This window comes from Sphingomonas turrisvirgatae (assembly GCF_001721295.1).
Classification (GTDB): domain Bacteria; phylum Pseudomonadota; class Alphaproteobacteria; order Sphingomonadales; family Sphingomonadaceae; genus Sphingomonas; species Sphingomonas turrisvirgatae.
The window spans coordinates 76,982-91,195 of record NZ_MDDS01000003.1 but is presented as its reverse complement, the minus strand read 5'-3'; the positions used below and the strand labels follow the sequence as shown (position 1 = coordinate 91,195).

Annotated in this window: 14 protein-coding genes; 6 read left to right on the top strand and 8 right to left on the bottom strand. The window is 70.5% G+C overall.

Features of this window, described 5'->3' with window-relative positions:
• Positions 1-2 precede the first annotated feature (2 nt).
• Complete coding sequence (copD, locus tag BFL28_RS00455; RefSeq protein WP_069318674.1) at positions 3-929, top strand: copper homeostasis membrane protein CopD; 927 nt, start codon at positions 3-5, stop codon at positions 927-929.
• A 38-nt stretch (positions 930-967) separates the two neighbouring features.
• Here copD and BFL28_RS00450 read toward each other — a convergent pair whose 3' ends face one another.
• On the bottom strand, positions 968-1,684 hold the full coding sequence (locus BFL28_RS00450; RefSeq protein ID WP_069318673.1) for a glutaredoxin family protein: 717 nt from the start codon (positions 1,682-1,684) through the stop codon (positions 968-970).
• 109 nt (positions 1,685-1,793) lie between these two features.
• Here BFL28_RS00450 and BFL28_RS00445 point away from each other — a divergent pair, with 109 nt between their 5' ends.
• Positions 1,794-2,186, top strand: a complete 393-nt coding sequence (locus BFL28_RS00445) for a MerR family transcriptional regulator (protein ID WP_079246837.1) — start codon at positions 1,794-1,796, stop codon at positions 2,184-2,186.
• Between the two features lie 218 nt (positions 2,187-2,404).
• On the opposite strand, the gene BFL28_RS00440 is transcribed toward BFL28_RS00445, so the two are convergent.
• Genes BFL28_RS00440 through BFL28_RS00415 form a run of 6 tightly spaced genes read right to left on the bottom strand, consistent with a single transcriptional unit; the run spans position 2,405 to position 9,843 of the window.
• Entirely contained in the window at positions 2,405-3,322 is a 918-nt protein-coding gene (locus tag BFL28_RS00440) for a cation diffusion facilitator family transporter (protein WP_069318671.1), read from the bottom strand.
• Positions 3,312-6,542 (bottom strand): efflux RND transporter permease subunit, encoded by a 3,231-nt coding sequence (locus tag BFL28_RS00435; RefSeq protein WP_069318670.1) that lies wholly within the window; start codon positions 6,540-6,542, stop codon positions 3,312-3,314. The genes BFL28_RS00440 and BFL28_RS00435 overlap by 11 nt, the downstream gene beginning before the upstream one ends.
• Positions 6,543-6,545: 3 nt before the next feature.
• On the bottom strand, positions 6,546-7,697 hold the full coding sequence (locus BFL28_RS00430; RefSeq protein ID WP_069318669.1) for an efflux RND transporter periplasmic adaptor subunit: 1,152 nt from the start codon (positions 7,695-7,697) through the stop codon (positions 6,546-6,548).
• On the bottom strand, positions 7,694-8,959 hold the full coding sequence (locus tag BFL28_RS00425; RefSeq protein WP_069318668.1) for a TolC family protein: 1,266 nt from the start codon (positions 8,957-8,959) through the stop codon (positions 7,694-7,696). Before BFL28_RS00425 ends, BFL28_RS00430 begins: the two co-directional genes overlap by 4 nt.
• 48 nt (positions 8,960-9,007) lie before the next feature.
• Complete coding sequence (locus BFL28_RS00420; protein WP_131818557.1) at positions 9,008-9,337, bottom strand: hypothetical protein; 330 nt, start codon at positions 9,335-9,337, stop codon at positions 9,008-9,010.
• Positions 9,338-9,384: 47 nt separating this feature from the next.
• The gene (locus BFL28_RS00415) at positions 9,385-9,843 is read right to left on the bottom strand and encodes a DUF3703 domain-containing protein (protein WP_241212525.1); all 459 of its coding nucleotides are present in this window, start codon (positions 9,841-9,843) and stop codon (positions 9,385-9,387) included.
• A 34-nt stretch (positions 9,844-9,877) separates the two neighbouring features.
• On the opposite strand from BFL28_RS00415, the gene BFL28_RS00410 reads away from it, so the two are divergent.
• From BFL28_RS00410 to BFL28_RS00395, 4 genes are all read left to right on the top strand, one after another.
• Positions 9,878-10,267 carry a MerR family transcriptional regulator gene (locus BFL28_RS00410; RefSeq protein ID WP_079246836.1) on the top strand — a complete coding sequence of 130 codons (390 nt, stop codon included), beginning with the start codon at positions 9,878-9,880 and terminating at the stop codon, positions 10,265-10,267.
• 69 nt (positions 10,268-10,336) lie between these two features.
• Positions 10,337-10,972, top strand: coding sequence for a cation diffusion facilitator family transporter (locus BFL28_RS00405; RefSeq protein WP_069318665.1), 636 nt, complete (start codon positions 10,337-10,339; stop codon positions 10,970-10,972).
• Entirely contained in the window at positions 10,969-11,610 is a 642-nt protein-coding gene (locus tag BFL28_RS00400; RefSeq protein ID WP_069318664.1) for a class I SAM-dependent methyltransferase, read from the top strand. The genes BFL28_RS00405 and BFL28_RS00400 overlap by 4 nt, the downstream gene beginning before the upstream one ends.
• A gap of 1 nt (position 11,611) precedes the next feature.
• Complete coding sequence (locus BFL28_RS00395; protein WP_079246835.1) at positions 11,612-12,169, top strand: MAPEG family protein; 558 nt, start codon at positions 11,612-11,614, stop codon at positions 12,167-12,169.
• Here the strand turns inward: BFL28_RS00395 and BFL28_RS00390 are convergent.
• Entirely contained in the window at positions 12,155-14,128 is a 1,974-nt protein-coding gene (locus tag BFL28_RS00390) for a cytochrome c/FTR1 family iron permease (RefSeq protein ID WP_079246834.1), read from the bottom strand. The two genes, BFL28_RS00395 and BFL28_RS00390, sit on opposite strands and share 15 nt — an antisense overlap.
• Between the last annotated feature and the right edge of the window lie 86 nt (positions 14,129-14,214).

Here is a 14,214-nt window from a genome sequence, read left to right as displayed (position 1 = left end):
CGATGGACTGGGCGGGAATCGCCATCCGGTTCGCGCTCTACCTCGACCTGATGCTAGCCTGCGGCCTGGCAGCTTTCGCGCTGACCGCGCCGGCCGGCACCGCCAGGGTCATGCCGCTGCGCGCGGTGCTTGTCGCGTGCGGGTGCCTTGGTCTCGTGCTTTCCGCAGGCGGCCTGCTCGTCATGACGGCGGCGATGGCGGGCACGACCCTGGCGCAGGTCGACCGCGAGACTCTGACGATGATCGTCGACGAGACGCCCTATGGCGCCGCCTGGACGATCCGGATGGTCGCGCTCGTCCTGGCGGTCGGATCGGCATCGACCATCCGCGGCGCGGAGCCCCCACCGACGCGCATCGCGGCGTCGGCGATCGCCTTCGGGCTGGCGGTCGCCACGCTTGCCTGGGGCGGACACGGCGCGATGAGCGAGGGCGCGCTCGGCCTTCTGCACCTGGGCGCGGACATACTCCACCTGCTCGCGGCCGCGCTCTGGATGGGGTCGCTTCTCGGTCTCGTCCTGCTCGTCGCCAGACCGGCGGCAAGGATCGACGCCGGGCATCTCGATCTGTCCTGGCGCGCGCTTCACGGCTTCGCGCGCGCGGGCACGGCGGCGGTGGCGATCATCGTCGTCACGGGGGTCGTGAACGGCTGGCTGATCATAGGGCCCGACGGTATGCCCAGCCTGCCCTTCACGCTTTACGGCCAGCTGCTGCTTGCCAAGCTGGGCGCGTTCGCCGCGATGGTGGGGCTGGCATCTTTGAACAGGTTTCGGCTGACCCCGGCCCTTGGCTCGGTCGCGTCATCGGGGGCGGCGCGACGTGAGATCGGCGCGTTGCGGCTGAGCCTGGCTTTCGAGGCCGCGCTGGGGATCGCGGTGCTGGCGCTCGTCGCGTGGCTTGGCACGCTGGAACCGGTCGCGGCGGCTGGATGACGGTGCGGGCAGCTGCGCGACGGCTGCCCGCACGGTCCTCACATTCCGCCCATGCCGGTCAGCATCCAGACCGCCATTGCGATCATGCCGAGGTTCTCGGTCAGGCTGACGAAGCCGAGCGGCACGTTCGAGCTGCCGCCGACGCACGCGCACTTGAGCTCGCGCTTGTCGATGTAGACCGCCTTGAAGACGGAGACGGCGCCGACCGTGCCGATGAACAGCGCGATCGGGATCGAAAGCCAGTTCAGTGCGCCGGCCACCATGAGGACGCCGGCCAGACCCTCGGCGAAGGGGTAGACGTAGCCGTAGCGGACCCAGCGCTTGGCGAGCAGGTCGTAGTTGAGGAACATGGTCGAGAACTTCTCGACGTCCTGCAGCTTGAGCAGCGCCAGGATGGCCATGCTGAACCCGCCGAACCACTGCAGCGCATGGAGCGTGAAAGGAGTGCCGAACGCCGCATGGCTCGCCGCCAGCGCGAGCAGCGCGGTCATGGCGAAGAGCGCGATGACCGGGCGGTAGCTGGCGGCGCCGGGTTCGGCGACGTGCAACCCGAAGTGCCGCCGCAGATCGTCGTATCCGCCGATGCGCTCGCCGCCGATGAACACCTGCGGCGTGGTCTTCACGCCGTGCTCGGCCTTGAAGGCGTCGGTCTCGGCGCGCGTGGTGAGGTGATGGTCCTCGACCTCGAAGCCCTTGCGCCGAAGCAGGTCCAGCGCCTTGAGCCCGTAGGGACAGGTGTGTTCGGGCATCACCATGCGGTGAAGGACGGCGGTGGGACGGGTCGACACGGGTGCGCTCCTCGTTTGCGGTTCAACGGCACCCGGCCCATATGGGGTCCGTAGTATGGTCCGGAGTCAAGAGCCTATGTCGAGGATGACGATCGCGAGGCTGGCGAAGGCCGGCGGGGTGGGCGTGGAGACGGTGCGCTACTATCAGCGGCGGGGTCTGCTGCGCGAACCCGAACGGCCGGGCGGCGGTGGCTTCCGCAGCTACGGCGAGCCCGATGTCCGGCGCCTGCGCTTCATCCGCTCGGCACAGGGCGCCGGGTTCACCTTGGACGAGATCGGCGAGCTTCTCGAGCTGGACGCGATCGATGACAGGGCTCGGGCTCGTGAGCTGGCACGCTCCCGGGTGGCCGCGCTCGATGCCCGGATCGCGGAACTCCAGGGCGCCCGTGCGGCGCTGGCGCGGCTGGCCGACGCCTGTGCCGGCGGCTCCGCCGGGGCCTGCCCGATCATCACCGCCTTCGAGCCGTGATCACCTGCGCCGCGGATACGACCGCCACGGCCGCTGCGACGGCGTAAGGGTGAGCCCCAGCACCTGCGCCCGGCCTCGCAGGCCGTCGATCGTCCTTCCCATCTCCCGCGCAATCTGCGCCGTCTGCTGGCGCGCCTCAAGGCGGACGCGGAGTTCGGCGTCGTCCTCGTCCGTCCCACCGGCCCGGCGCTCGCCGCGCCGCCGGCGGCTTCCCGTCGTCAGCTATGGAGCTGCCCGCTCTCCTCGCACGCCTCGCCCGGTCCCTCGGTCTGGATCGTCGCGTGCTCGATGCCGAACCGCTCGTCGATCAGCCCGGCGACCGCCTTGCGGACGGTGTTGGCATCGGCGCCGGCTGCCAGCGTGACGTGCATCGTGCAGCTGACGTCGTCGTTGGACATCGACCAGACGTGCAGGTCGTTGAGCCCCGCGACGCCGGGGACGGCCGAGACCGCCGCCCGCACCTCGACCAGCCGCAGGCCCGACGGCACGCCCTCGAGAAGCACGTTCGTCGTGTCGCGCAGCAGGAGCCAGGTCCGCGGCAGCACCCACAGGCCGATCGCCACGGCGACGATCGGGTCGATCCACGTCCAGCCGGTGAACTTGATGGCGAGCGCGCCGACGATGACGCCGACCGACCCGATCATGTCCGCCCACACCTCGAGATAGGCGCCCTTTACGTTGAAGCTGCCGTCCTTGCCGGCGGTCAGCAGCCGCATCGAGATCAGGTTCACGACGAGGCCGATCGCGGCCACGATCAGCATGCCCCACGACTGCACCGGCTCTGGATCGGTGAAGCGCTGGATCGCCTCGACGAAGACGTAGATCGCGATGCCGAACAACAGGACGGCGTTGAAGGCGGCTGCCAAGATCTCGAAGCGCCGATAGCCGAACGTGCGCTTGTCGTCGGGCGGGCGCTGCCCGATCCGGATGGCGATCAGCGCGATCACAAGCGCGGCGACGTCGGTGAGCATGTGGGCCGCGTCGGACAGCAGCGCGAGGCTGTTGAAGACGAAGCCGCCGATGACCTCCGCCACCAGGTAGGTGGACGTGAGGGCGAGCGCCCAGCCGAGCATCCTCGCGTTCGCGCCGGCGGTGTGGTCGTGGGAGTGACCGCCGGCTCCGTGATCATGCGCCATGCGTCTGCGATCCTTCGATGTCGGTGGTCGCGTCCGTCGCGCCCGCCTCGATCCGCCGCTGGCCGAAGCGGGCGTAGAGCGTCGGCAGCACGAACAGCGTCAGCAGCGTGGCCGAGATCAGCCCGCCGATGACGACCGTCGCCAGCGGCTTCTGCACCTCCGCGCCGGCACCGTGCCCGAGCGCCATCGGCACGAAGCCGAGCGACGCGACGAGCGCCGTCATCGCGACGGGCCGCAGGCGCGCCAGCGCGCCCTCGCGGGCGGCCGCGGCCCGGTCGAGGCCTCGGGACATCAGGTCCTGGATCGCCGACAGCATCACCAGTCCGTTGAGCACCGCGACGCCGGACAGCGCGATGAATCCGACCGCTGCGGAGATGGAGAACGGCATGCCCCGGAGCAGCAGTGCGAGGATCCCACCGACCAGGGCCAGCGGCACGCCGGTGAAGACGATCAGCGCGTCCCGCACCGATCCGAGCGCCCCGTAGAGCAGCAGCATGATGACCGCGAAGCAGATCGGCACGACGATCAGCAGCCGGTCCCGCGCCGACGCGAGGTTCTCGAACTGGCCGCCCCATTCTAGATACGTGCCGGGCGGCATCTTCACGCCGGAGGCGATCGCCTGCTGCGCGTCCGCGACCACGCCCGCGACGTCCCGCCCGCGCACGTTCGCCTGCACCACGACGCGCCGCTTACCGTTCTCTCGGCTGATCTGGTTCGGTCCATCGACGATGCCGATGTCCGCGACGGTCGACAGCGGCACGAACCCGCCTTCGGGCGTCGGCACCGGCACCTGGGCGACGGCGGTCAGATCGGAACGCGCGGCTTCGGGCAGACGGATCACGACGGGGAATCGCCGGTCCCCCTCGAAGATCACGCCGGCCTCGCGTCCGCCGATGGCGGCCGCGACGGTGTCCTGCACGTCGCCGGCCGTCACGCCCACCCGCGACATGGCCGTCCTGTTCGGTCGGATGTCGAGCATGGGAAGCCCCTCGGTCTGCTCGACGCGGACGTCGGTGGCGCCCCGCGTCCGACGCAGTATGTCGGCGATCTGCTCGGCAGTGGCGTTCATCTGGGCGAAGTCGTCGCCGAACACCTTGACCGCCACGTCCCCGCGCACGCCGGCGATCAGCTCGTTGAAGCGCATCTGGATGGGCTGGGTGATTTCATACGCGTTGCCGGGGAGCCCGGACAGTCGCTTCTCCAGCCGCTCGACGAACTCCGCCTTGTCGAGGTTTGGGTCCGGCCACTGGTTTCGGGGCTTCATGATCACGAACGTGTCGCTGATGCTCGCCGGCATCGGATCGGACGCGATCTCCGACGTTCCCGTCCGCGAGAAGGCGAACTGCACCTCCGGCTCCCTCGTGATAGCCTTCTCGACCTGCGCCTGCATGGCCTGGCTCTGGTCCACAGACGTGCCGGGGATCCGGATCGCCTGGACCAGCACGTTCCCCTCGTCGAGCTGCGGCAGGAATTCCTGGCCGAGGGTCGTGAACGCCGCGGCGGCGAGCGCGAGCGATCCGACGGCGACGCCCAACGTGGCGCTGTGGCGGCGCATGGCCTTGTCGAGGCCCGGCTCGTAGCGGCGGCGCAGCCATGCGATGGCGCGGCTCTCCTTCTCCTCCACCCGTTTCGACAGCCAGATAGCGATGGCGGCAGGGACGAACGTCAGCGACAGGATGAAGGCGAACACGAGGGCGATGATCACCGTCAGCGCCATCGGTTCGAACATCTTCCCCTCGACGCCGGTGAAGGTCAGCAGCGGCGCGTACACGAGGATGATGATAGCCTGGCCGTAGACGGAGGGCCGGATCATCTCGCGGGCGGACGCCGCGACGATGCCTAGGCGGTCTTTCAGCGGCAGCGGATCGTCCCGACCGTACTGAGCCTCGCCGAGCCGCCGCAGCGAGTTCTCGACGATGATGACGGCGCCGTCGACGATCAGCCCGAAGTCGAGTGCGCCGAGGCTCATCAGGTTGGCCGAGACCCCGGCCTGCAGCATGCCGATGCTGGTGAGCAGCATCGTGATGGGGATCACCATGGCGGCGATCAGCGCCGCCCTGAAGTTGCCGAGCAGCGCGAACAGGACGACGATGACGAGCAGTGCGCCCTCGGCCAGGTTGCGCGACACGGTGACGATCGTCGAGTTCACCAGTTCGGTCCGGTTGAGCACCGGCTTGACGATGACATCGACCGGAAGCGACGGACCGATCTGTTCGAGCCTCTCGGACACGCCGGTGGACACGGTGCGGCTGTTCTCGCCGATCCGCATGACTGCCGTGCCGACGACGACTTCGCGGCCGTTCTCCGAAGCCGATCCCATGCGCAGACCCTGACCGGTGCGGACGGCAGCGACCTGGCTGAGGACGATCGGCACGCCCTCGCGGGTCGCGATGACCGTGCGGGCGAGCTCGTCGGCGTTCCGGACGCGCCCGTCGGCGCGGACGGACAGGCCCTCGCCGTTCCGGTTGACGACGCCCGCGCCGACGCTGGTGTTGTTGCGCTCGAGCGCGGTGGCGAGATCCTGGAGCGTGATCCGCATCGCCGCCATGCGCTGCACGTCGGGCACCACCAGGTATTCCTTGGTGTAGCCGCCGAGCGAGTCGATCCCGGCGAGCCCCGGGGTGCCCTTCAGCTGCGGCGACACGATCCAGTCCTGGACCGTGCGCAGGTAGGTGGCCTTGTCCGCCTCGCTGACCAGATGGTCTCCTTCGGGGCTGATGTAGCTGCCGTCGGGCTGCAGTCCGGGTTCGCCGCTCTTGTGGTTGACCTTGTCCAGCTCGCGGTATTCGACCGTCCACATGAAGATGTCGCCGAGGCCGGTGGCGATCGGCCCCATCTCGGGGTTCACGCCGTCGGGCAGGTCCTCCTCGGCGGTGCGCAGGCGTTCGGACACCTGCTGGCGCGCGAAGTAGATGTCGGTGCCCTCGTCGAACACCGCCGTGATCTGGGCGAAGCCGTTACGGCTGAGCGAGCGGGTGTATTCGAGGCCGGGGATGCCGGCGAGCGCGGTCTCGACGGTGAAGGCGACCTGCTTCTCGACCTGGTCGGGTGAGAGCGCGGGTGCGACGACGTTGATCTGGACTTGGTTGTTGGTGATGTCGGGGACGGCGTCGATCGGCAGCCGCTGGAGCGCGAAGATGCCGGCGATGGCGGCGACGGCGGTGAGCAGCAGGACGAACCAGCGCCGCTCCACCGAGAAGGTGACGATGCGGGCGATCACGGGTCAGTCCTCGTGCTCGGCTTCGCCCTTTCCGAGCTCGGCCTTGAGGGTGAAGGAGTTGGTGGACGCGATGCGTTCGCCACCGTTGAGACCGGCCGTGACGACGACTTGGCCGCCGTTGCGCCGGCCCAGCGTCACCGGCACGGCCTTGAAGCCCGTCGCGGTGCGCACGAAGACGTGCGGCTTGTCCTCGATCATCTGGACGGCCGCCGACGGCACCGCGACGGTGCGGTCGCCGCCTGCCGGCACGATGATCGACGCGTTGACGGTCTCGCCCACGCGCCAGGTGTTGCCGCCGTTGTCGAGGGTCGCGATGACCGGCACCAGCCGGGTGGTCTCGTCGAGGACCGGCGACACGAACGTGACCCGTGCCGCCTGCCGGCGCCCCGGGCCCGCGACCTCGACCTGGGCGCCAGGCTGCACGCGTCCGGCGTCGGCCGGAAGCAGCGACATAGCGACCGAGACCTTCGAGAGGTTGGCGATGCGGAACAGCTCCGCGTCGGCGGCGACCGTCTGGCCAAGGGTCGCGGACCGGGCGATGACCTGCCCGGAGATGGGCGAGCGCACGGTGACGCGGTTGAGCGCCCCGCCGCCGCCGCCGGTCGCGGCGAGCTGCTGCTGCGCGAGCCGCAGGGCGATGTTGGCCTCGGTCGCGGCGGTGCGGGCGGCGATCAGGTCCTGCTCGGGCGAGACGCGCTCGGCGAACAGGCGCTGCTCGCGGCGGAGGTTGGACTGTGCCAGCGCCGCGCGGGCGCGCGCCGCCTCGATCTCGCCCTTCAGCGACGCCGCCTCGCGGCTCTCGATCACGGCGAGCACGTCGCCGCGTCCTACCGGCTGACCGAGGTTCCTGGTCAGCGACACGAGCCGCCCGGCGATCGCGGCGGACGCGACCTGCACGCCCTGGGGATCGCCCTCGATGGTGGCGCTCACCTCGATGGCGCCCGCGACGCCGCCGATCGTAGGCCGGACGACCTCTATGCCTGCTTCGGTGATCTGCTGCTGAGTGAGCGTGACCACGCCTTCCTCGGCGTGGCCTTCCTCGGACGCGTGCTCGTTGGCGGCGTTCTCGGCAGGCGCTTCGGCGCCGCCGCCACAGCCGGCGAGCGTCAGTGCGAAGGTCGCGGGGACGAGCGCCCGCAGTATGGTCTTCTTCATGGCTGGGCTTCCGTGTTGGCGGGCGCGCGGGCGGTGAGTCGCTCCAGGCGTGCCTTGGCGTCGTGATAGGCGGCGAGCGCGTCGATGGCGGCCGAGCGGGTCTGGGCGAGCGTGCGTTCGGCCTCGAGCAGGTCCAGCTGGCCGAACTTGCCCTCGCGGTAGCCGATGCGGGCGACGCGGGCGGCCTCCTGAGCCGCGGCGAGCGCCGGTCCGTTCGCCGCGCGCGCGTTCGCCTCCGCGTTGGCTAGGTCGGTCTCCGCCGTGGCGATCGCCTGCTGCGCGTCCAGCAGCGCGACGCGCCGCAGCGCCACGGCCTGGTCGCTCTGGGCTCGGGCGGCGTCGATGCTGGCGCGGCCGTTGTTGAACAGTGGGATCGGCAGGCTGACGCCGAAGACCGCCGCGACGTCGTTAGTGGCCTCAAGCCGACGAGCCCCGGCGCTCAGCGTCAGGTCTGGAACGCGCTGGCTGCGGGCGAGCCGCACCTGTGCATTTGCGGTGGCGACCTCGGCCTCGGCTGCGGCGAGCGCAAGCGTGCCCTCGGCGTTCGCCGCCAGGCGTGGACCGGCACCGGCACCGACCCTGTCCAGCCAGGCGAGGTCAAACGCGCCGGGGTCTCGTCCGATCAGGCGGGCGAGGTTGGCGCGTGCGAGCACGGTGGCCCGTTCGGCCTGCGACAGTCCTGTGGTCGCGTTGATGCGGGCGACGTCGGCCCGCTGCTCCTCCAGCGGCGATGCCCGGCCCGCGCGCACGCGCACGTTCGCCGCTCTCAGTCCCTCCGTGGCGATGCCTAGCTGATCCCGCGCGATCAGCAGCCGGCGTTCGGAAGCCACCGCCTCGTTGTAGAGCTGGGTCACGCGAAGCCGAAGGTCGGCACGGGCCGCCACCACCGCCAGCCGCGCCCGGGCAGTCTGCGTGTCTGCCACGGCGATCCGCGCCGAGCGCTTGCCGCCAAACTCGATGGGCAGCGACATGCCGACCGTGGTCTCGGCGCCGCGGATGCCGCTGTATTCGCCCGTTCCTACGACGTTCTCCACCTCGACGTTGACCGACGGGTTGGGGCGCAGTCCGGCGACGCGGCGCTGCGCCTCGGCGGCCCGGACGCCCGCATCGGCCGCGCCGACGCCCGGAGCGTTCGCTTCGGCGAGTTCGAGTGCCTGATCGAGCGTGAGCCCGTCCTGCACGGCCGCCGTGGGGCCGGTCTGCGCCTGCGTCGATGATGCGCAGACGGTTGCGGCCAGGGCGGCCGCGAGCATTCGATGCATTTTCCACTTCTCCTGACGCTCGAAAGGTCCGGTGTGAGCCGGTTCGCGTCAGGCCTGCGGAGGGCGGAGCGCCGGGTCCGTCGATGCGCCCGCGAGTGCCGCCTCGGACCGGGGGAAGGGCTGCGCCTCGGCGATGGCCGTCGACCTGCCGGCGGTGTCGCCGGACGTCACCATGACGTGGTGCCCGTGGCAGCTCGCGTGGTGGAGGCAGCCCTTCTTGCAGCCGCCGGGCATCTGGTCGCCACTCGCGTCCGCATCGCCGTCGACGGCCTGGGCGATCTCGGCGCAAGCGATGGAGGATTGCGCGTGCGCGACCGATCCCACCGTCAGCGACAGTGAGAGTGCGAGCATCGCGAACAGGCTGAACAGCCGGGCCATCGGGCGGTTCGTAGCACGGGCCTCGCCGCGTGTCAGCGACGGGCGCATTACCTGGGGCCGCCGTCCATAACCGAGCGGAGATCGTCCGGGATCGGCATGGGGCGGAAGGCGCTCACGTTCGACCGCCCTGTGTTGCCGACGGGGACGCGCCCCGTCATCGCAGCGAGGGGTGCGAGGGCGAGACGCGCCACTTGGCCGGCAACTTCGCGCAGATCATGCAGACGAAGCGCGTAAATGAGCATGCTCCAGTGCACGCGTAGGTGCAGCGGCAGCCTGGGCTGTGACAGGATGTGGGCACGCTCGAGCGCCCACCATGCGCCGCCAACGTCCCCGACGCGGGCTGCGGCGCGGTGGCGCGCCAGTTCGGCATCGACCAGGTGGGGGATCGATGATGATGGGTGCGAAGGCTTCATGCGGTCCTCGCCGAGGAAGGCCGCCTGCCCGAAATAATGCTGCTGCAAGCCATTTTCCACCTCGTGCGACTCGACGTGGAGGGGTAGATGCACCCTGTAGCTGCTGCAGGGTCAAGGGGAAGTTCGGGTGAAGATCGGCGAGCTCGCGCGGGCCACCGCCACGAAGGTGGAGACCATCCGCTTCTACGAGCGGATCGGGCTGCTGCCGGAGCCCGCCCGAACCGACGGCAACTACCGCGACTATGGGCCAGACCAGCTCGCCCGCCTTTCCTTCGTGCGTAGGGCGCGCGACCTCGGTTTCACCCTCGACCAGGTGCGGGAGCTGCTCTCGCTGGCCGACGATCGGGACAGGTCGTGCAAGGCGGTGGACGTTGTCGCCCGCGAGCATCTGGCGCAGGTCGACCAGAAGATCGCCGACCTGCGTTCGTTGCGGAAGGAGCTGAGCGGGATGATCGACCAGTGCGGCCAGGGAGCGATATCCGAATGCCGCATTATCGAGGCGCTGGGGCCTTCGTGATCCGGGCGGGTTGACCCTGTAGCGGCTACAGGGTGCACATGGGTCGCGACTCGCTTTTGGAGGCTGACGATGAGCGACTGCGGATGCGAGGCCGACACGGCCCGGGCCGGTGTGGACCCCGCCTATCGACGCGCCTTGTGGATCGTCGTCGTGCTGAACCTTGGCTTCGGCGCGTGCGAGCTGGTCGGCGGCTTCGTCGCCGGATCGCAGGCGCTGAAGGCCGACTCGCTCGACTTCCTCGGCGACGGCTCGATCACGCTGGTCGGACTGCTGGCGCTCGCGTGGTCGGCGGCCGCCCGCAGCCGCACCGCCCTCGTGCAGGGCGTCTTCCTCGGCGTCCTCGGGGCCGGCGTCCTCGTGTCGGCGATCTGGCGCGCGTTCAACGCCGTCCCGCCCGAGGCCGACCTGATGGGCGGCATCGGGGTCGTCGCCCTGGTCGTGAACGTAGCGGCCGCGCTGGTGCTGGCGCGGTTCCGCGGGAGCGGCGACGCGAACGCACGCGCCATCTGGCTGTTCTCGCGCAACGACGCGCTGGCGAACGTGGCGGTGATCGCCGCCGCGGCGCTGGTCGCGTGGACCGGCAGCGCCTGGCCGGACCTGGTGGTGGCGGGCGTCATCGCGGTGATCTTCCTCCACTCCGCGTATGACATCATCCGCGACGCACGGCGCGAGATGGCCGAGCGTAAGCCGAGAGGCCGGAGGTGACTGCGCAGACCTACACGCCCCCGCTCGGCACCGGCGACACGGCCGACTACGACCGGGCGATCCGTCGCTGGACGCGCGAGATGCGCTGGCGTCAGGCGATGTTGGCGGCGCTCGAGCCGGCACCCGGCGAGACGATCGCCGACGTGGGGTGCGGCACGGGCAGCTTCGTCGTGATGCTGAAGTCGGCTGCACCCGCCTCCACCGTGATCGGGATCGATCCGGACGACGAGGCGCTCGCCATCGCTCGGCGTAAGGCCGCCGATGCCGGCGTTGAGATCGAATGGCGCAAGGGGTTCGCGCGCGACGTGACGGGCCCCGCGGACGCGGTCGTGTCGAGCCTCGTCTTCCACCAGATGCCTCTGGTCGAGAAGCGCGCCGGCATGGCCGCCATCTATGCGGCGCTCCGTCCTGGCGGCAGGGTGCTGATCGCTGACTATGGGCGGCAGCGCGGGCTGATGCGCCTGTTGTTCCGGCTCACCATCCAGCGGCTCGACGGGGTGGAGGACACGCAGCCGAATGCGGACGGCATCCTTCCGGACCTGATCCGCGAGGCGGGCTTCGAGAAGGTGCGCGAGGTCGACCGCATCCATACGATCACGGGCAGCATCACTCTGCTGGAGGGTCTGCGACCCGGCTGACGTGGGAGGAACGGTCATGGACATCGCGGCCGAGCAGCGGCTCGTCAGGCGGGGTGCCGCGACGGCGTTCCTGTTGACGTCGGCGGTATGCGCAGCCTCGGTCGTCTTCCTGCCGCAGCTGATCCCGATGCCCGGCGGGCTTGCAGAGCGGCTGGCGTTCGGGGTCCAGGCGGGCGTCCCGCACCTGCTCTGCTTGGTCGTGGCGATCCGGCTGGTGTCGAAGGGACGCTACGAGTCCGCGGCCGACATCGGCGGGGCGGCGGCGGGGCCGCCCAGTCCCGTCCTCGCGGTCAAGGCCGCGTTCCTCCAGAACACGATCGAGCAGGCCTTCGTCGGCGTCTGGTGCCAGCTGGTCCTCGCTTCGGTCGCGGACGGTGCCGTGCTCGCCCTTCTTCCCGCGTCCGGCCTGCTGTTCGCCGTGGGGCGCGTGCTGTTCTACCGCCGCTATGCAGGGGGAGCGGGAGCGCGGGCGCTGGGCATGGCGATGACCGTGCTGCCGTCGCTCGCCTGCCTGGGCGCTGCGGGCGTCCTCGCCACTGTGCGGCTATTCGGCTGGTAGCGCCCGCTCTGAGGCTGCCGGCCGGGCGCGGCCGCTCCGCCGGAAGCCCCAGACCAGTGCGAGCACTGCGCACACCTGCGCCCCGAGCGTCTCGACGGTCGGATACAGTCCCAGCATCTCGATGCGCGGGACGTTCTCTATGGGCGCGACACCGATGATGCCCGCCTCCTGCAGGCCTGAGATGCCCTTGCCGGCGAGCACCACCGCGAGCACCGCGATTAGCGCCGAGCTCCACCCGAAGAAGCGCGAGATCGGCAGCCGGGCGCTGAAGCGGAGCATCACCCATGCGATGACCGCCAGGAGCGCGATGGCGGTCCCGGCGCCCGCGAGCATCGCGCCGCCGTTCCCCTCGGCCCAGAGTGCGGCGTAGAACAGGATGGTCTCGAACACCTCACGGTAGACGACAACGAACGCCAGCAGGAACAGGAACCAGCCGGAACGCCTGGTCAGTGCGGCGGTGACCCGCTCCCGCACGTAGCGCTGCCATGCCTCGGCGCTGCTCTTTCCGTGCATCCAGATGCCGACCATCAGCAGGATGACGGCGGCGAACAGCGAGCCGAAGCCCTCGGTCAGCTCGCGCGACGCGCCGCTCACGCTGATGAGGTGGGTGGCGACGAACCAGGTCGCGACGCCCGCGGCGAGCGCGGTCATCCACCCGGCGTGGACGAGCGGCAGGACCGACTGCCGGTCCGTCTTGCGCAGGAACGCGATCATGGCCACGACGATCAGCAGCGCCTCAAGCCCCTCGCGCAGCAGGACGCCGAAGGCGCCGAGGAAGCTCGACGCGCTGCTGGCGCGCTCGGGCGCGAGTGCGTCCTCGGCCTCGCCGAACAGCGAGGCGAGCTCGTGGTTGGCCGCTTCCACTTCGGCGACCGGCCTGCCGGTGCCGATCGCAGCGCGCAGGCGTCCCATCGCCGTCTCGATGCGCGCCATCAGGGCCGCGTCGCGTGCGGCGAGGACAGGCTCCACCGGTTCGAACCCGTCGAGATAGGCTGAGAGCGCCAGGTCGGCGGCCGCCCTGCGGTCGCCTCGGCGGTATGCGGCCAGGCTGGCGTCCAGGCGTTCCCGGGTGAGCGCCAGTGAGCCGTCCGGGCGGCTCGTCACGGCGTCGGGGTGCCGGCGCAGGAACGCCGTGACGGCCGCTGCCTTCTCCGGCCCGAGCTCGGTCGACAGGGCGGCGGGCGTGATGCCGACGAGGGCGGCGAGATTCGGCAGCCGCGCGCGGATCGAGGCATCACTGCGCCAGAGCCGTTCGCCTTCGCGTGCGAGCGCATCGGGGTAGGCGAAGCCGCCCGCCTCGAACGCGAGCGCCCAGCGGTCGGCCTCCGGCAGGCCGGCGAAGCTCGGCATGGCGGTGCCCTCAAGGCCTTGGGAGATCACCTGGTAGAGGCCGAAGAGGCTGCGCTGGTCGGCACGGCCTTTGTCTGTGAACGCGATCGGCGGTGGATCGAGGCGGGGGGCCTGCGGTCCGCGTCCGTCTCCCGTTGCGCCGTGGCAAGACGCGCAGTTCTGCGCATAGAGTGTCCGCCCCCGCGTGACATCCGGCGGCGTGGCCGGTGCCAGCGGGACCGGGTATGCGGCGAGCAACGCCTGCCCGAGACCCTTGGCCTGGACTGCGACCGCGTCGGCTGGCGCCTTGCCAGCGATCGTGCGTCTCAGCGCCTGCGAGCGACGGACCAGGTCGGGCTTGGTGGCAGTTGGTGGCAGGCCGGCGACCCGCGCCTCGATCTGCGCCGCGAAATCTCCCATCTCGGCGTATTCAGCGGCGTTCCTGACCTGCCCGCCCGAGACGGCCTCGGGATAGTCGACCGCCACATAGTCGAGCAGCCGCCAGGTGGTCTGCACGTCCGCGTCGCGCGACTGGGCGCTCGCAGACGCCGCCCACGCACCTGAGAGCAGCAGGGTCGCGGCGAGGCAGGTGAACCAGCGGTAGAGCATGACGGCGACGTGTCGGGACATGGTAGGGCTTCTTGCGAGTCGCTCGCTTCTTGCACCCTCTAGCCCCTACAGGGTCAAGGGGCGGCGGCGATCCGGAAGCCGCCAGG